Raw genomic sequence first — 15529 nt, 5'->3', positions numbered from 1 at the left:
ATCCTCGCCCCGTTGGTACGCGCCCCCGCGCAGGGACGCGCTGACCGCCGTCAGGCAGCCCCCTCCGCCGGCGGCAGCGTGAAGAAAAAGGTGGCGCCCTGCCCCGGTGAGGATTGCGCCCAGACCCGCCCGCCCTGCCGCACGATCGCGCGCGCGACCGTGGCGAGCCCGATGCCGGTCCCGGGGAATTCATCGACGCCATGCAGGCGCTGGAACGTGCCGAACAGCCGGTCGGCGTAAGCCATGTCGAAGCCGCAGCCGTTGTCGCGCACGTAGTACTCGCCGCGCTGGCGCGAGCCGCCGACGACGATCTCCGCCGCGTCGCTGCGGCTGCTGAACTTCCATGCGTTGCCCAGCAGGTTCTCCATCACCGAGCGCATCAGGCGGGTGTCGCCCATCACCGCGAGGCCGGGCTCGACGCGCCAGGCCACGCGGCGCGCCGGATGGTTCGACTGCAGCCCCTGCAGGATCTCGGTGGCCATGTCGCTCAGGTTCACGACGGCCCGGATCAGTTCGACTTCCGACACGTGGGCCAGCGCCAGCAAGCCCTCGATGAGCTGCGCCATGTCGCCGGCATTGGCCTGGATGCGCGCCAGGTAGTGGTGGGCACGTCCCTCCGGGATCGCGGCAAGCTCCTGCTGGAGCAGGCGCGCGTACGAGCTCACGCGCTGCAGGGGCGACTGCAGGTCGTGCGACACGGAATACGAAAAGGATTCCAGCTGCTCGTTGGCCAGGCGCAAGGCTTCCTGGTTTCCCACGAGATCGGTGATGTCCGCGTCCACGCCCACCCAGAACAGGATGTCGCCGCGCTCGTCGCGCACGGGCACAGCGCGGAAGCTGGTGGTGTGGTACGTGCCGTCCCTGGCACGGATGCGGCGGGTGCCTTCGTACGGTTCGCCCGTCGGCGCGCAGCGGCGCCAAGCTTCATGCAGCGCCGCCACGTCGTCCGGATGCACGGCCTTCAGCCACTCGTCGCCGTGCCACTTCGGCGGCGCGCCGCCGGCGAGTTCGTACCAGGCGCGGCTCAGGAAGGTGACGCGTCCGGAGGGGTCCACGGTCCAGAAAGGGAGCGGCGCCTGTTCCGCCAGCGTGCGAAAGAGCGCCTCCTGCCGGGTGAGCTGGGCGGTCCGCTCGGCGATGCGTTCCTCCAGGCTGGCATTGAGCCGGCGGATCTCCTCCATCATCAGCATGCGCAACGTGATGTCCTGCTGCCCGCCCTGGATCGCCACGGCCTTGCCGGTGGCGGGGTCCATCACGGCCTCGCCGACCATCCGCAACCACACGTTCCGACCCGCCGCGGTGACCAACTCCGTCTCCAGGTCGAAAGGCTCGCCGCGTTCGATGCATGCGCTCAGGGCCCGCAGTGAAGCGGGCAGCGAGGGCGGAGCGATCATCGCGAAGAGCTCCTGCAGCGTCGGCTCGGCATCCGGCGACATGTCCAGCACCGCGGCGGCCTCGGCCGACAGCGTGAGGCGCTGGCTCGCGAGGTCCGCGCGCCAGTGCCCCATGCGCGTGAGGCGGCCGGCCATGTGCAGCTGTTCGGCCTGCGCCTTCAGCCGCACCTCCGCCTGCTTGATTTCGTCGATATCGGTGGCAGTCCCGAACCAGGCGACGGTGTCCTTGCGCTCACGCACGGGCACGGCGCGCAGCAGCTGCCAGCGGTAGCCGCCGTCGCGATAGCGCAGGCGGTGCTCGTGCTGCAGTTCCTTTCCGGTGCTCAGGCCCTCGGCCACGTGCGCCACCATGGCCTGCACGTCGGCCGGATGGACCATCCGCTGCCAGCGCGCGCCCAGCGCGTCCTCGATCGGATGACCCGTCACTTCCACCCAGCGCTGGCTGACGAAGGTCACCGAGCCCCGGTGGTCCGACATGAAGACGATCTGCGGCATGGCCTGCGCGAGCTGCCGGAAGCGGTCCTCGGTCTGCTGGCGACTGCGCGCATGCCGGCGCACCTGGGCCGTGAGAATGAAGGCGACGGCGACCGCGGCGAGCCACACGGAGCCCGTCAGCGCGGCAAAGCGGCGCCACGGCGCCAGGATTTCGCTGTAGCCGGAGCCCACCGCCACCACCAGGTCGGGATACGCGGGCAACTGCCGGTACGCCACCACCCGCATCACGCCGTCGATGCCGCTTTCGCGAATGAAGGTGCCCTGCGGTGCGTTGCGCAGGTATTGGGTGAACAGCGGCAGGGCGGAAAAATCCTTGCCCAGCAGCGACTCGTCGGCCGGGCTGCGTGCGAGCAGCTGTCCCTTGCGGCTGTACAGGACGACGGCACCGGTGCTGCCCAGATCGATGCCGCGCCAGAGCTGCTCGAAATACGGAGGCTCGACGGCCCCCGCCACCACGCCGCGCAGGCTGCCGTCCGCATTGCGGATGGGCCGCGCGACGCTCATCATCCACGTGCCGGTGGTGCGGCTGCGCAGCACCGGGCCGATGAAGAACTCGGTGTCCGGCTTGCCCTGAAACGCCTGGAAATAGGGGCGATCGCCCATGGCGGCACCGATGTTGCCTTCGTCCGAATCCAGGATGATGCGGCCCCCGGCGTCCATCACCCACAGCGCGCGCAGGAAAGGCAGTCCCTTGAGCTCGGCGCGCAGTGCGGCCCGGGCGGACGGCTCGTCGAGCGTGCGCGCCGATCGCAGCGCGTCCAGCCGCAGGATCGACAGCTGCAGCGTCTGGTCCACGGACTGCAGCGTGCGCGCCGTCTGCTCCGAGATCACGCGCGACAGTGAATCGGTGAGTTCCTCGCCGCTGCGCAGGGACGCCTCGCGCAAGTACAGCAACTCAAACACCAGCAATGCGCCGGTGAGCAGCGCCAGGGCCAACACCGCCCCCGCGTCCCTCAACGTTCTCCTCATGCGTGCATTGTGCGCTGCGGCGCCCCTCCGGCAAACACACGGGTTGTCCGCTGACAGGCCGGCCGTGGCACCCGACGGGACACTGAAGACCCACGCAACCAGGAGCCGCCATGACCCAGCACGCCATGATCCGGGGAGAAGTCTGCTTCCGTGCTGGCGACGGCGTGCTGATGCCGGTTCCCGACGGCGACGTCGGCATCGACGTGGCCGACGACAGTGTCACGCTGTCGTGGACCGACGACGAGGGCAACACCGGCGCCGCCGCCATCACGCGCGACGAATACGAGCGCTATTGCCGGGAAGGCAAGATCCGGCTCGACGGGAAGTAGGACATGGTCTCGCGCGTCGCCGTCGAAGCCTTGCTCCTGCTGCTGGCCTGGGCCTGCGCGCTGGCGGTGCGGCCCTGGCGGCTGCTGCAGCCGTGGCAGGGGCAGGTCCGGCTCGCGACACCTTTCCTGGCGGCGTTGACCGTGGTGCCCTGGCTCTGGTCATGGCCCGGCCCCGCCGCGCTGGCGCTGCCACTGCATTGGTCGGCCGCGCCGCTGGTGGTGCTGCTCCTCGGCTGGCCGCTCGCCATCCCCCTGCTGACCGTGGCGGGACTCAGCACCATGGTCACCCTCGGACATCCCTGGTGGCAGGCACTGTCGGTCACGGTGTGGTCGGGCGTGCTGCCAGCGACCTTGATGCTGGTGCTGGGGCACGGCGTGCGCAAGGCGTTCGCGCCGAACCCCGTCGCCTACCTGCTGGGACGTGCCTTCTTCGCACCCATGGTCGCGCTGGGCCTGTGCAGCCTGCTGGCCGCCTGGCTGGGCCAAGGATTCCAGGCACCCCTTGCCAGCCTGCAGCGAGTGGCGATGGGCCTCCTCGCGATGGGAGAGGCCTCGTGGAGCTGCGCGCTCGTGAGCCTGCTGGTCGCCTACCGGCCGCAGTGGGTGGCCACCTGGTCCGAGACGCTTTACCTGGGCCGGCCGGCGCGCACTCGCACGCCTGCTCTCTCGCGGCGGCGCTGAGCCAGCCTCGTTCCGTCCCGCGCGCCGCGCGCCGCACGCCGCACGCCGCACGCCGCACGCCAACGGATGCTATCTTTGGCGCATGCAGTTCCTTGCCCGTTGCGCGGCGCTCGCCTCGCTGGTTGCGCTTTCGAGCATGCCGCTGGCTTTGCGCGCGGCTTCCCCTTCGGCGTCCGAGCAGGTGACGCTGCGGCAGGACACCACCGCCAACGTTGGCGGGCTGTGGTGCGGCGCCGGCCTGTTGCATGAATTCACGCTGGAGATCGTGCAGCAGTTGCAGAACGTGCAAGGCCGGCTCACGCGCAAGGCGCGCGTTCGCGAGCTCACGGGGCGGGTCGAGGGCTCTTTGGTCAAGACCGATCCGCTGCGCAACGAAACCATGGAACTGCTGGCCCAGGGCAATGAGCTGCGTGTCGTCGACGCGACCGGCCTGCTGGCGCTCGCCCGGGGCCAATCCTTCACGCGTGCCGCCGGCGGCAGCTGCAACCCTTGAGCACCGCGGCCTGGCTGTGGGTTCCGATCGTCCTGTGGGCGGCGCTCGCGCAGACCGCGCGCAATGCGGCGCAGCGTTCGCTGGTCGCCCAGGCAGGCACCCTCGGCGCCACGCTTGCCCGCTTCCTCTACGGAATTCCCTTCGCCGCCGCCTGGGTGCTGCTGCTCCATCACCTGCCCGCCACGGCGGCACCGGTGCCCGCGTTCGGCGGTGGCTACTTCGGCTGGCTGCTGCTCGGCGCGCTGGGCCAGCTGGCGGCGACCGCCTTCCTGCTCGCCGCCATGAAGCAGCGCAATTTCGTGGTCGGCGTGGCGTACTCGAAGACGGATGCGCTGCAGGTCGCGCTGTTCGGATCGCTGTTCCTGCGCGAGCTTCCCGGCATCGTCACGCTGGTCGCCATCACACTCGCCACGGCCGGCGTGGTGATGCTGTCGCTGCCGCAAAAGGGCGCCACCGTCGAAGGCCGTGCATGGACCTCCGGGGCTGCGTGGTACGGGCTCGCGTCCGGCGCGGGCTTTGCGCTGTCGGCCGTGGGCTACCGTGGCGCCGCCTTGCAACTGCCGGAGAGCTCCGCCTGGCTGGCGGGCGCGTGGGGCGTGCTGCTGGCGCAGAGCATCCAGACCGTGCTGCTCGGTGGCTGGCTGGCGTGGCGGGCGCGCGATGCGCTGCGCGCGACAGCGACCGCGTGGCGCGTGTCCACCCTCGCCGGCGCGATGGGCGCACTCGCCTCCATCGGCTGGTTCACGGCCTTCGCGCTCACCACGGCGGCGAACGTCCGCACGCTCGGCATGATCGAAGTGGTGTTCAGCTATCTCGTGTCGCGCCGGCTGCTGCGCGAGAAGCTCGCCCCGGTGGAGCAAGGCGGTCTTGCGCTGGTCGTCGCGGGCCTGCTGGCGCTGGGCCTCAGGCTCTGAACCATCGCCACGCGCCATTCCACGGCGCCGTCACGCCAGCGCGTCGCTGCGCAGCGTAGCCGACGGTGCTAGCTGGCCCTCGACGTAGACGCTGAGGGCGTTCGTTTCGCACCAGTTGGGTGCTTCCAGGCAAGCGCCGGCAAACCGGTGCAGCGCTTTCCGTGTTCCTACACGAAAGCAGCATGGACACGCACGGCCCTTGGCGCTACAAGGATTGAACATGGCAGGCGACGCGGCCGGTGCGCGAGACGCGCGAAGGCCTGCCGGAAATGAGTCCGCATATGTCCTTCAGCACACTGCTGTATCGCTATTTCTTCTTCGGCTGGCTGTTCAAGGATGTCAACCGAGGCAACCTGATCGAGCGCGCGGCCGCATGGCGGCACAACCGCGACCAGGCACGCTGGCTGCCCACCTACATGCGGCGCTGGGTGTGGTGCGGCCTGTTTTTCTTCAGCCTCGGCGTGGTGGCGGAATCGCTGCTGCAGGCGCCCGGCCTGTCGGTGGTCTTCTACGTGCCCGGCGCGTTGGCGGTACCCGTCAACGCCGTGATCGGCGCGGCCTGGGTCGGGCTGCGCGTGGTGCCCATGCAGGGCTAGGACGCGACGCCCAGGCCGGACAGCGATCGCCGCGTGTGGTCCACCAGGTGGTCCAGGAAAGCACGCGTGCGCGCGGGCATGAACTGGCGACTGGGCAGCGCGGCCACCAGCCGCAACCGGTTGGTGATCCACGGCGCAAGCACCCGCCGCAATTCGCCGCTCTTGAGCAGGGGAGCGACCAGGTCCGCCGGCTGGCTGCTGATGCCGGCGCCGGCGATCGTTGCGCGCATCAACGTGTCGGTATGGTTCGCGGTCATCACCGGCGTGACCTCGACGTCCAGCTGGCGATCCCCCTGGGTGGGATCGATCAGCGTCAGCACGCGCGCCCGCACCGCCGGCGTGCGCAGCCGCAGGCAGCGATGCCCCGCCAGCTCCCCGGGCGTGGCGGGTTCGCCGAAGCGCGCCAGGTAGTCCGGCGACGCACAGAACACCGCCTGGCTTTCGACGATGGTGCGCACGATCGCGCTGGACAGCAGGGGCACGTGGCCGGTGACGATGGTCAGGTCGTAGTCCTCCACCTCCGGGTCGGCGAAGTCGTGCACGAAAAGGTCCAGCGTGACCTCCGGGTACTGCCGCTGGAATTCGGCAACGCAGGGCGCGATGATGTGCGTCGCCACCACCGGCTGCGCAAGGATGCGCACGGTGCCGCTCATCTCGCGGCTTTGCGCGTTCGCCAGGGCATCGGCTTCGTCGATGTCGCTCAGGATGGTGCGCAGGCGGTTCAGGTAGGCCTCGCCAGCGGGCGTGAGCGACAGCCTCCGCGTCGTTCGCTGCAGCAGCCGCACGCCCAAGTGCTTTTCCAGGTCGCTGACCAGGCGGGTCACCGCGGCAGGCGTCAGGTCGAGCTTGCGTGCAGCGGCTGCGAAGCCACCTTGATCGACCACCTCCTGGAACACCCGCATCGATTGAAGTCGGTCCATGGGGTGATTATTGCGTTGATTGAAATGTCTGTTTGTCTTTGGCGCGCTTTTTTGCTTCGAATGCGAGGAATACAGTCCCTCCATCGACAACGCAAACCCAAAGGAAAGCACACCATGAAAACCGCCCGTATCGCCCTCGCCGCCCTGTCCTTCGCCGCGGTCGCCGCCCACGCCGATGACGCCGACCTGTCCGGTCAGTTCGCCAACAGCGTCGCCGGCACGCAGACCCGCGCCCAGGTGGAAGCCCAGCTGGCCGAGTACCGCCAGGCCGGCGTGAACCCCTGGTCCACGTCGTACAACCCGCTGAAGTCGTTCAAGGGCGAGCGCAGCCGCGCGGAAGTGCAGGCCGAATACCTCGCCAGCCACAACGCGGTGGCCGCCATGACGGCCGAGGACAGCGGCTCCGCCTACCTGGCTGCGCGCAAGCCGGCCACGGACGCATCCCGCCAGCTGGCCGGCCAGCCCGTGAACGCCCAATAAGGAAATTGTTGGCGGCAGCCCCGCGCAATGCGGGGCTCCGGGCCTGGCCCGGCGAGGAACACTGTACGATTATCCAGTGGATCTCCGAAGCAAGCTCGCCATCCTCGCCGACGCCGCCAAGTACGACGCCTCCTGTGCGTCCAGTGGCGGCGACCGGCGCGATTCCACGCAGGGCCGCGGCCTCGGTTCGAACGAGGGCGTGGGCATCTGCCACAGCTATGCGCCCGACGGCCGCTGCATCTCGCTGCTCAAGATCCTGCTCACCAACTGGTGCCAGTACGACTGCCTGTACTGCGTCAACCGCGTCAGCAGCAACGTGCCCCGCGCCCGCTTCACCATCGACGAGGTCGTGCAGCTCACGCTCGACTTCTACCGGCGCAACTGCATCGAAGGCCTGTTCCTGTCCAGCGGGATCATCCGCAGCCCGGACTACACGATGGAACAGGTGGTGGAGGTCGCGCGGCGCCTGCGCGACGAGCACGACTTCCGCGGCTACATCCACCTGAAGACCATCCCGGACGCCGCTCCCGAGCTGCTGCAGCAGGCCGGCCGCTACGCCGATCGGTTGTCGATCAACATCGAATTGCCCACGGAACGCGGGCTCGCCGCCCTGGCGCCGGAGAAGGATGTGGCCGCCATCCGGCGCTCCATGGCACGCCTGCGCGTGCACATCGACGACGCGAAAGCGGAACGGACGGACAACGCGCGGCAGCCGCTGCGCTCGCTGCCCGGCGCGCCAGCCGCACGCGCGAAACCGCCCTCGTTTGCCGCCGCGGGCCAGAGCACGCAGATGATCGTGGGGGCGGACGGCACCGACGACGCAACGATCCTCGCCACCAGCGCGCAGCTCTACGGCGCCTACCGGCTCAAGCGCGTCTACTACTCCGCGTTCAGCCCGATCCCCGATGCCGCGTCGGCGCTGCCGCTGAAGGCGCCGCCGCTCGTGCGCGAGCACCGGCTGTACCAGGCTGACTGGCTGATGCGCTTCTACGGCTTCGATGCGCAGGAGATCGCCTCCCCCCGCGCGGGCGGCATGCTCCGGCTGGAGGTAGACCCCAAGCTGGCCTGGGCCCTGGCGCATCCCGAGCGCTTTCCCGTCGACCTGAACCACGCGCCGCGCGAGCTGATGCTGCGCGTGCCGGGCCTCGGGGTGAAGGCGGTGGACCGGCTGCTGCTGGCACGCCGCGCCCGGCGCATTCGCTGCGAAGATCTGCGCCGCCTGCGCGTGCCGGTACAGAAGGTGCTGCCCTTCGTACTGCTGGCGGACCACCGTCCGCGGCGGTCCTCGGCTCGGTCCGACGTCGATGTTCGACCCACGCCGCAGCAGGCCGCGCTGTTCTGACCATGCGCGTGCGGCTGGCCGACGAAACCGACCTCGCGGGATTTCGCCGCGAGGCTCGTGCGCTGCTCGCGCTGCAGGTTCCGCCGGCCGAGGTGACCTGGTGCGCGGGCGACGGCGATCCCGACCTATTCGAAGATTCCATGGAAGCGCCCCGGATGGCGCCGCATCTTCCCGCGGAAATCACCGTGCCCGCGGGCTTGCTGGCGCTGTGCGACAGCGTGATCCTGCACAGTGATGCCGCGCGTTTCGCCCTGCTCTACCGCCTGCTTTGGCGCCTGCAGCGCGAACCCCTGTTGCGCCACGACCCGCTCGACGCCGACATGCTGGCGGCACGGCAGATGGCGCGCGCCGTGCAGCGCGAGATGCACAAGATGCGTGCCTTCGTGCGCTTCCGCCAGGTGCAGGAGGACGCGGGACCGCCCCTGCACGTCGCCTGGTTCGAGCCGGAGCACCACATCGTGGACGCGAACGCCCCGTGGTTCAGTCGCCGCTTCGCGAACCTGCGCTGGGCCATCCTCGGTCCCCGGCGGTGCGTGGAGTGGGACGGTCGGCAGTTGCATTTCCGAGGCGGCGCCAGTCGTGCCGATGCACCGCCCGCCGATGCCGGCGAAGCCTTGTGGCTGACTTACTACCAGAGCATCTTCAACCCGGCCCGCCTGAACCTGGCCATGACGGTGAAGGAGATGCCGCGCCGGTACTGGCGCAACCTGCCCGAAGCACCGCTGATCGCACCGCTGGCGGCGCAGGCGATGGAGCGCAGCGGCCGCATGATCGAGCAGCCCGCCACGCGGCCGGCCCGGCGCATTCCGGTGCTTCCTGTTCCGTCGTTGGCGCGAGGAGCCGACACGCTGCAGGCACTGAACACGCGAGTGCAAGCCTGCCGCGAATGCCCCCTGGCCGCGCAGGCCACGCAAGCCGTACCCGGACAAGGCCCGTTGCGGCCGCAGGTCATGCTGGTCGGCGAGCAGCCCGGGGACCAGGAAGACCTGCGAGGCCAGCCCTTCGTCGGGCCCGCGGGCCAACTGCTCGACCGCGCGCTGCGGCAACTCGCAGTCGCGCGCGACACCGTGTACCTCACCAACTCGGTGCGCCATTTCCGCTTCGAGCTGCGCGGAAGGCGACGCATCCACAAGACCCCGGGCCAGGTGGAGGCCCTGGCCTGCCGGCATTGGCTGGACGAGGAAATCGCCTTGGTGCAACCACGCGTGCTGGTCGCACTGGGCGCGACCGCTGCGCGGTCCTTGCTGGGTCGGCCGGTGGCCGTGACGTCGGAACGCGGGGAGTGGTTCGAGCGCCCGGATGGCCTGCGCGTCCTCGTGACGCTGCACCCGTCAGCCCTGTTGCACCTGCCTCCGCAGCAATTGCCCGAAGCGTTCGAGCAGTTCGTGGGCGATCTCGCGCAGGCCTGGGTGGGCCCGCCGGGTCAGTCCGCGTCGTGACAGGGCCCGTGCCAGCGCACGACGGGGTGCCCGCAGTGGGGACCCACCACGCTACCGGCACTCGTGCGCAACAAACCCTTCGGATCCCCGTCCCTCAGACCCTCCATAGCAGGCACGCGTGCTCAGAAGGCTTGGCCATGTGGCTTGCGCTCCGGCGCCGGATTGTCCGGCAAGGAGGCCGGCTGCGAACTGGTCTGCAACAGCACGGGGGCGAATGCAGCGTACGCGGGCAGGCCGCCGTTGAAGCGGGCGATGGACACGACGGCGGCGGCCGTGAAGGCGACGGGGATGAGCCAGGAGCCGGCAGAGGCGAGTCCGGCCTTGCGACGGATCTTTCTTTTCATGGCTTCCTCCAGGTGGCGATGGGGGCCGGAGCGGCTTGCCATCACTGTAGGAGACGATCCGCGTTTGGGACATAGCATGCATGCGCCTGCGCATCCCCCGTCGGCGCGAATCCATCCGGGAGAGGTCAGGCGCACACCGCCTGCAAGGGCACGCGCACGGTGACGCGCGTCCCCCCGGAGCCGCCGTGCACGTCGACGTTTCCGCCCAGCTGCGTGGCGCGCGTGCGCATGTTGGTGAGCCCGCGGCCGCTCGACTCCGGCGACACGCCCGCCGCACCGATGCCGTTGTCGCGCACCTCCAGCTCCAGCTTGCCGTCGACCAGCCGCAGCTGGACATCGACGATCGAGGCGCCGGCGTGCTTGACCACGTTGGTCAGCGCCTCCTGGGCCACGCGCAACAGCTGCAGCGAGGCATGCGGCGATAGCTGCAGGGCCTCGTCGGGCACGTCGATGTCCCAGCGGGCCTGGACGCCGCACGCGAGCAGCTGGCTGCGCCAGCGGAACAGGAAGTTGCCCAGGGTGGAGCGGAAGTCCTGCTCGCAGGGCGTCAGCGTGTCCAGGGCGAGCCGCATCTCCGAGATGCAGCCGCGCAGCGAATCGGCGATCTCGTCCGACGTGATCTCCCCGCGCTCCACCCGCGACAGCGAGACGAACAGGCGCGAGCCGAGACCGTCGTGGATGTCGCGCATGATGCGCTGGCGTTCCTGGCCGGCGGCGTTCTCGCGCTCGAGGGCGAACAGGCGCACGTAGTTGGCGGCGAGTTCCTTTTCGCGGTCGGCCACGCGCGCCTCCAGGGTCTGGTTGACGTCTTCCATCGAGCGCAGCGCGCCGATGAAGCGGCGGGTGAGCAGCCAGCCGATCGCCAGCAGCACCAGGCTGGCGCCCAGGTGCAGCAGCTGGAACCGTTGGGCGAACCAGGCTTCGAGCCACGGGATGGGCGGATCGAGTTCCCAGCGGATCAAATAGTCGTGCATGCCGGCCAGCGCGGCGATCGCCATGGTCACCGGCAACGCGGCCGATTCGAGCGTGGGCCGGCGCACCAGCGACCACACCGACACCGCGACGATGGTGGCGCCGATGGGCAGGAAGCCGCCGATCCACCACCGGTTCACGAGCGGTTCGGCGGCCACGCCCTGCGCCAGCATCCAGAGCGGTCCCAGCAGCCAGTAGCCGAAGAGCGCGCGCTCGAACCAGGGCTTGTGGATGCCCGCCAGCCTCCATGCCAGCACCGTCATCGCGACGATGAAGCCGCCGGTGGCCGAGTGCACGAGCAGTCGCCAGAAGGGCCACGCGGACGTGGGCACCACTTCGACGACGAAGGTGAGCGTGCGGATCCCCCACAGCGCCACCGCCAGGCCGAACAGGCCGTACATCACCTCGCCGCGCTGGCGCCACCAGATGTACAGGACCGAGAGCGAAACCAGCAGGCAGACGACGGCCGTGATCTGCGGCGTGACGCTGGCCCAGAAGAAATGCGCGTCGTGGAGCGGGGCGAGTTCCGGCATGGGGCCGACGCGCACGCGGGGAAAGCGCAGAGAACCGTCGGGCGCAGGCTGGACCCGCACCAGCAGTTCGTTGTCACCGGGACGCAGCAGCGCGGGGGGAAGCGACACGAGGTGCGGTCGTGCCCAGCGCACATGCGACTGCGCCGTGCTCTCCTGGATGGTGGCAAGCAGCGCGCCGTTCAGCCAGACCTGCCCGCCTTCGTACAGGTAAGGGAACAGGACACCCCAGGGCTGGGAGTCGCCCGGCGCGTGGTCGAAGCCAACGCGGTACCAGCTGGCGGTCGGCACGACCTTGGGGCGCGACTTGCGCCAGAGGTCCGGCAGCGTGACAGCCTTCCAGGCCGCGGTCGCATCGGGCGGCGTGCGGGACGCCTCGCTCACCATGAGTGCGCCCGGCGGCTCCTGCACCACCGCCTGCGCCGCGGATGCCAGGCACAGCCAGCAGGCCAGCGCCAGCAGCCAGGTGAGGCCGATCGGCCGCGCACGCATCACAGCAGGCCCAGCTGGGTGGCCTCGTAGACGGCTTCGCCACGGGAATGCACGGCGAGCTTGCGATAGATCTTGCGCACGTGGGCCACCACCGTGTGCGGCGAGATGCCCATGAGTTCGCTGATGGTGTCGAAGCTCAGGCCCTTCGCGGTCAGGCGCAGCAGTTCGGTCTCCCGCTCCGTGAGCGGCGATCCCCCCTTGGCCGTCGGCGCCGGCCCCACGCGCACCGGCCCCATCGCGAGGCGGAAGCGAGCGAGGATGCGGCGTGCGATGCCGGGGCTGATGGGCGAGCCGCCACCGCGCAGGTCGCGAACGCTGGCGACGATGCCTTCGGGCAGGGCATCCTTCAACAGGTAGCCCGCGGCGCCGGCCTCGATGGAATCGAGCACATGCTGGTCGTCGTCGAACATCGTCACCACCAGCACGTCGCTGCCGCAGCCGCGCCGCATCACGTGGCGAATGACTTCGACGCCATCGAGGTCGGGCAGCCCCAGGTCGAGCAGGATGACGTCGGGCGGCTGCGCATCGATCATCGCGATCGCGGTGCGTGCCGTGGCGGCGCTGCCGGCCAGGGCCAGTGCGGAATCGGACAGGACGGCGTTGGTGAACCGGCGCATGAACTCGGGTTCATCCTCGACGATGAGCACGCTCGTTGACATTCGCAGCTCCAAGAATGAAACCATTGTGGTACGCGAATGCCTTTTCCGCCTCTGCCAAATGGGTCGCCGGGGGCACATCCCCTTACCTGGCTTTGCGCGGACGGCGATTGCTCTTCGCGTGCGCGACAAGACGCGCACGCACCATGGCGGATCGAACAGGAGCAGTACCCATGAAGAAATCAGCCATCGTCTGTGCGGTCCTCGCCGGCACCCTCGGCTTCAGCAGCCTGGCGTCCGCCCGCGAATGGGGCGAGCGCGAGCACGACCGTGGGGATCGAGGCCCTCGCGCGGAGCAGCGGCAGGAGCGACATGAGCGGCAGGATCGCCGTTTCGATCGAGGCGACGATCGCGCCTTCCACCAGGGATCCCGGACGGGAATGCAGCAGCCGCGGTACGGGTACGAGGCGCCCCGCTACGCGGCTCCGGGCTACGACCATGGCTATGGCCAGCCCATCCATGGCGGTCATGGCCAGCGCTTCTACCGCGGCGGCTACCTGCCGCACCAGTACCGCAGCCACGCCTACTACGTGAACGACTGGCGCGCATTCAACGGCCTGTACGCGCCGCCCTATGGCCAGCAGTGGGTGAACGTCGACGGCGAGTTCCTGCTGGTGGCGCTGACGACCGGCCTGATCGCGAACGCGATCCTCGGCAGCTACTGACGAACCACGCGAGCCTAGCGGCGCTGCCGGGCCAGGCGCATTTCGTTCGCGCCCTGGTCCGCGCCGCTGGCCGGCACCGCTTCGCCGGTGCGGTCACGCACCGTGTCGAGGCGCTCCTGCAACAGTTCGGGCGCGTCCGGCGTGATGCCCACGAAAGCGCCTTGGGTCAGCGTGACGTGGGCGGCCTCGAAGCCACCTGCGCCGGCGCACAGCGTGGTGCGCGTCGGGGCATCCTGGGCGGCCAGCACCAGCATCGCGGGCACCACGGCCTCCGGGCCGAAGGCCTGCTGCATGTCGGGCGGAAACAAGGCTTCCGTCATGCGGGTCACGGCGGTGGGGGCGAGGCAGTTCACCCGGATGTCGTTCTTCATGCCCTCGATGGCGAGGGTCTGCATCAGCCCGACCAGCGCCATCTTCGCGGCACCATAGTTGGCCTGGCCGAAGTTGCCGTACAGCCCCGAGGACGAGGTCGTCAACACGATGCGGCCGTACTTCTGCTGCGTCATCACGGTCCACAGCGCCTTGCAGCAGTGCACCGCGCCCATCAGGTGGACGTCCAGCACGAGGCGGAAGTCGTCCAGGTCCATCTTGCCGAAGCTCTTGTCGCGCAGGATGCCGGCATTGCTGACCAGCACGTCGACGCGGCCCCACGCATCCATTGCCTGCTGCACCATCGCCTGGACGGCAGGAAAGTCGGTGACGGACGCGCCGTTGGCGATGGCCTCGCCGCCGGTCGCCCGGATCTCGGCGACCACCCGTTGCGCGGCCGACGACGAGCCGCCCGACCCGTCGACGGCGCCCCCCAGGTCATTGACCATGACCTTCGCCCCGCGTGCGGCCAGGGCCAGTGCATGCTGGCGTCCCAGGCCACCCCCGGCACCTGTGACGATGGCCACACGCCCGCTGAAATCCAAGCTCATCCTGTCTCCGTTGCTGGCAAAAAACGGTCGAATGTAGCGCACGGGCCCGACGCAAAGTAGCGCGCCCGTTTGTTGGGCGAAGCTGACCGCTCGCGTCGCCCACCCTTGCCTAATTGCATCAATCTGTAAAACTCAGACCCGCTCAACAGTCGAGCCTCCGGGAAACTGTCCGGGGCGACTGACAACAACAGGAACAAGGGGCCACTCATGGGGATGCTCGATCTGCTGCTGGGACGAAAGGCGGGGCCACCGCCCAAGCCGCACAATTCCCATCCCGCCCAGAACAGCATCCAGTTCGAAGCGTCCCAGCTGTCGCCGCAATCGGTGACTTCGGTGCGCAAGGACGTGCTGCGCCTGGTTCTGCGCGAACTGCTCACCCGCAACGGGATCCCGCAAGGCTGGGTGTCTGCCGACATGCTGCGCACCACCAGCAGCAAGCGCCAGGAGGGCCTGCACGTCCGCTTCCTGGTGCGTCGCCGGGAGCCGCGCCTGCTGGAGCACGGTCCCGCCATCGAACAGGAGTTCGCTCATCGCCTGTTGATCCTCGATCCGCAGGCCCGCGACTGGCTCACCGGTTTCTCCTGGCAGTTCGTGCTCGACGACACCGGCGAGTGTCCGCCGTTGCCCCATCCGGGATCGTGGACCGCACCCGCTGCACCGCCGCCGGAGGCACCCGGCCGGGCGCCGCTCACCAAGCCGGCGGACATCATCGAGGGACCCATGGTCCTTCCGCGCACCTCGGACGAAGTCCGCGCCGACCTCGAACAGCTGCTCGCCCTGCGCGATGCCGACCAGAAGCGCCATGCCCACGGCGGCGACCACTTCGCTGCCACCCGGCCCGCCACGCTCTGACGCGCCCCCCGCGCGTCCCCGCGGCGCGCCGGCCGCGGCACTCGGG

Annotated in this window: 17 protein-coding genes; 10 read left to right on the top strand and 7 right to left on the bottom strand. The window is 69.6% G+C overall.

Translation table 11 applies throughout. The features are described from left to right. Nucleotides 1-50 precede the first annotated feature (50 nt). Nucleotides 51-2858: a PAS domain-containing protein gene (locus AC1DSA_RS21395; protein WP_477892914.1), complete on the bottom strand. Its 2808-nt coding sequence runs from the start codon at nucleotides 2856-2858 to the stop codon at nucleotides 51-53. Nucleotides 2859-2968: 110 nt separating this feature from the next. Here AC1DSA_RS21395 and AC1DSA_RS21390 point away from each other — a divergent pair, with 110 nt between their 5' ends. The 5 genes from AC1DSA_RS21390 to AC1DSA_RS21370 all read left to right on the top strand — a co-directional run bounded on the left by AC1DSA_RS21390 (nucleotide 2969) and on the right by AC1DSA_RS21370 (nucleotide 5871). Beyond that, complete coding sequence (locus tag AC1DSA_RS21390; protein WP_477892913.1) at nucleotides 2969-3187, top strand: hypothetical protein; 219 nt, start codon at nucleotides 2969-2971, stop codon at nucleotides 3185-3187. A gap of 3 nt (nucleotides 3188-3190) precedes the next feature. After that, a complete protein-coding gene (locus AC1DSA_RS21385; RefSeq protein ID WP_477892912.1) occupies nucleotides 3191-3868 on the top strand; it encodes a hypothetical protein in 678 nt (225 codons plus the stop codon). An 82-nt stretch (nucleotides 3869-3950) separates the two neighbouring features. Continuing rightward, nucleotides 3951-4361, top strand: a complete 411-nt coding sequence (locus AC1DSA_RS21380; protein ID WP_477892911.1) for a hypothetical protein — start codon at nucleotides 3951-3953, stop codon at nucleotides 4359-4361. Continuing rightward, complete coding sequence (locus AC1DSA_RS21375; RefSeq protein ID WP_477892910.1) at nucleotides 4358-5275, top strand: EamA/RhaT family transporter; 918 nt, start codon at nucleotides 4358-4360, stop codon at nucleotides 5273-5275. The genes AC1DSA_RS21380 and AC1DSA_RS21375 overlap by 4 nt, the downstream gene beginning before the upstream one ends. A gap of 281 nt (nucleotides 5276-5556) precedes the next feature. Next, entirely contained in the window at nucleotides 5557-5871 is a 315-nt protein-coding gene (locus tag AC1DSA_RS21370; RefSeq protein WP_477892909.1) for a hypothetical protein, read from the top strand. Here AC1DSA_RS21370 and AC1DSA_RS21365 read toward each other — a convergent pair. Then, entirely contained in the window at nucleotides 5868-6791 is a 924-nt protein-coding gene (locus tag AC1DSA_RS21365) for a LysR family transcriptional regulator (RefSeq protein WP_477892908.1), read from the bottom strand. The two genes, AC1DSA_RS21370 and AC1DSA_RS21365, sit on opposite strands and share 4 nt — an antisense overlap. 114 nt (nucleotides 6792-6905) lie before the next feature. On the opposite strand from AC1DSA_RS21365, the gene AC1DSA_RS21360 reads away from it, so the two are divergent. The 3 genes from AC1DSA_RS21360 to AC1DSA_RS21350 all read left to right on the top strand — a co-directional run bounded on the left by AC1DSA_RS21360 (nucleotide 6906) and on the right by AC1DSA_RS21350 (nucleotide 10052). Next, a complete protein-coding gene (locus AC1DSA_RS21360; protein ID WP_477892907.1) occupies nucleotides 6906-7271 on the top strand; it encodes a DUF4148 domain-containing protein in 366 nt (121 codons plus the stop codon). A gap of 76 nt (nucleotides 7272-7347) precedes the next feature. Beyond that, a complete protein-coding gene (locus AC1DSA_RS21355; protein ID WP_477892906.1) occupies nucleotides 7348-8613 on the top strand; it encodes a putative DNA modification/repair radical SAM protein in 1266 nt (421 codons plus the stop codon). 2 nt (nucleotides 8614-8615) lie between these two features. Then, nucleotides 8616-10052, top strand: coding sequence for a UdgX family uracil-DNA binding protein (locus tag AC1DSA_RS21350; protein WP_477892905.1), 1437 nt, complete (start codon nucleotides 8616-8618; stop codon nucleotides 10050-10052). A gap of 122 nt (nucleotides 10053-10174) precedes the next feature. On the opposite strand, the gene AC1DSA_RS21345 is transcribed toward AC1DSA_RS21350, so the two are convergent. The 4 genes from AC1DSA_RS21345 to AC1DSA_RS21330 form a co-directional block, all read right to left on the bottom strand. Continuing rightward, nucleotides 10175-10396 (bottom strand): hypothetical protein, encoded by a 222-nt coding sequence (locus AC1DSA_RS21345; RefSeq protein ID WP_477892904.1) that lies wholly within the window; start codon nucleotides 10394-10396, stop codon nucleotides 10175-10177. A 125-nt stretch (nucleotides 10397-10521) separates the two neighbouring features. Continuing rightward, complete coding sequence (locus AC1DSA_RS21340; RefSeq protein ID WP_477892903.1) at nucleotides 10522-12390, bottom strand: sensor histidine kinase; 1869 nt, start codon at nucleotides 12388-12390, stop codon at nucleotides 10522-10524. Further along, nucleotides 12390-13049 (bottom strand): response regulator, encoded by a 660-nt coding sequence (locus AC1DSA_RS21335; RefSeq protein WP_477892902.1) that lies wholly within the window; start codon nucleotides 13047-13049, stop codon nucleotides 12390-12392. Before AC1DSA_RS21335 ends, AC1DSA_RS21340 begins: the two co-directional genes overlap by 1 nt. Nucleotides 13050-13228: 179 nt before the next feature. Then, nucleotides 13229-13408: a hypothetical protein gene (locus AC1DSA_RS21330; RefSeq protein WP_477892901.1), complete on the bottom strand. Its 180-nt coding sequence runs from the start codon at nucleotides 13406-13408 to the stop codon at nucleotides 13229-13231. A gap of 18 nt (nucleotides 13409-13426) precedes the next feature. Here AC1DSA_RS21330 and AC1DSA_RS21325 point away from each other — a divergent pair, with 18 nt between their 5' ends. After that, on the top strand, nucleotides 13427-13711 hold the full coding sequence (locus tag AC1DSA_RS21325; protein WP_477892900.1) for an RcnB family protein: 285 nt from the start codon (nucleotides 13427-13429) through the stop codon (nucleotides 13709-13711). Nucleotides 13712-13725: 14 nt separating this feature from the next. On the opposite strand, the gene AC1DSA_RS21320 is transcribed toward AC1DSA_RS21325, so the two are convergent. Further along, complete coding sequence (locus AC1DSA_RS21320) at nucleotides 13726-14631, bottom strand: SDR family NAD(P)-dependent oxidoreductase (RefSeq protein WP_477892899.1); 906 nt, start codon at nucleotides 14629-14631, stop codon at nucleotides 13726-13728. A 207-nt stretch (nucleotides 14632-14838) separates the two neighbouring features. On the opposite strand from AC1DSA_RS21320, the gene AC1DSA_RS21315 reads away from it, so the two are divergent. Then, complete coding sequence (locus AC1DSA_RS21315) at nucleotides 14839-15483, top strand: hypothetical protein (protein WP_477892898.1); 645 nt, start codon at nucleotides 14839-14841, stop codon at nucleotides 15481-15483. Nucleotides 15484-15529: the final 46 nt, after the last annotated feature.

The organism is Ramlibacter sp. P4_H7 (genome assembly GCF_056400765.1).
The sequence above is the reverse complement of the archived record's forward strand: the minus strand, read 5'-3'. Positions and strand labels throughout refer to the sequence as shown.

Bases quoted from the DNA above. Each gene is read 5' to 3' on its own strand.
- AC1DSA_RS21395 (WP_477892914.1), bottom strand. From the start codon at position 2,858: ATGAGGAGAACGTTGAGGGACGCGGGGGCGGTGTTGGCCCTGGCGCTG.
- AC1DSA_RS21390 (WP_477892913.1), top strand. From the start codon at position 2,969: ATGACCCAGCACGCCATGATCCGGGGAGAAGTCTGCTTCCGTGCTGGC.
- AC1DSA_RS21385 (WP_477892912.1), top strand. From the start codon at position 3,191: ATGGTCTCGCGCGTCGCCGTCGAAGCCTTGCTCCTGCTGCTGGCCTGG.
- AC1DSA_RS21380 (WP_477892911.1), top strand. From the start codon at position 3,951: ATGCAGTTCCTTGCCCGTTGCGCGGCGCTCGCCTCGCTGGTTGCGCTT.
- AC1DSA_RS21370 (WP_477892909.1), top strand. From the start codon at position 5,557: ATGTCCTTCAGCACACTGCTGTATCGCTATTTCTTCTTCGGCTGGCTG.
- AC1DSA_RS21365 (WP_477892908.1), bottom strand. From the start codon at position 6,791: ATGGACCGACTTCAATCGATGCGGGTGTTCCAGGAGGTGGTCGATCAA.
- AC1DSA_RS21360 (WP_477892907.1), top strand. From the start codon at position 6,906: ATGAAAACCGCCCGTATCGCCCTCGCCGCCCTGTCCTTCGCCGCGGTC.
- AC1DSA_RS21350 (WP_477892905.1), top strand. From the start codon at position 8,616: ATGCGCGTGCGGCTGGCCGACGAAACCGACCTCGCGGGATTTCGCCGC.
- AC1DSA_RS21345 (WP_477892904.1), bottom strand. From the start codon at position 10,396: ATGAAAAGAAAGATCCGTCGCAAGGCCGGACTCGCCTCTGCCGGCTCC.
- AC1DSA_RS21340 (WP_477892903.1), bottom strand. From the start codon at position 12,390: ATGCGTGCGCGGCCGATCGGCCTCACCTGGCTGCTGGCGCTGGCCTGC.
- AC1DSA_RS21335 (WP_477892902.1), bottom strand. From the start codon at position 13,049: ATGTCAACGAGCGTGCTCATCGTCGAGGATGAACCCGAGTTCATGCGC.
- AC1DSA_RS21325 (WP_477892900.1), top strand. From the start codon at position 13,427: ATGCAGCAGCCGCGGTACGGGTACGAGGCGCCCCGCTACGCGGCTCCG.
- AC1DSA_RS21320 (WP_477892899.1), bottom strand. From the start codon at position 14,631: ATGAGCTTGGATTTCAGCGGGCGTGTGGCCATCGTCACAGGTGCCGGG.
- AC1DSA_RS21315 (WP_477892898.1), top strand. From the start codon at position 14,839: ATGGGGATGCTCGATCTGCTGCTGGGACGAAAGGCGGGGCCACCGCCC.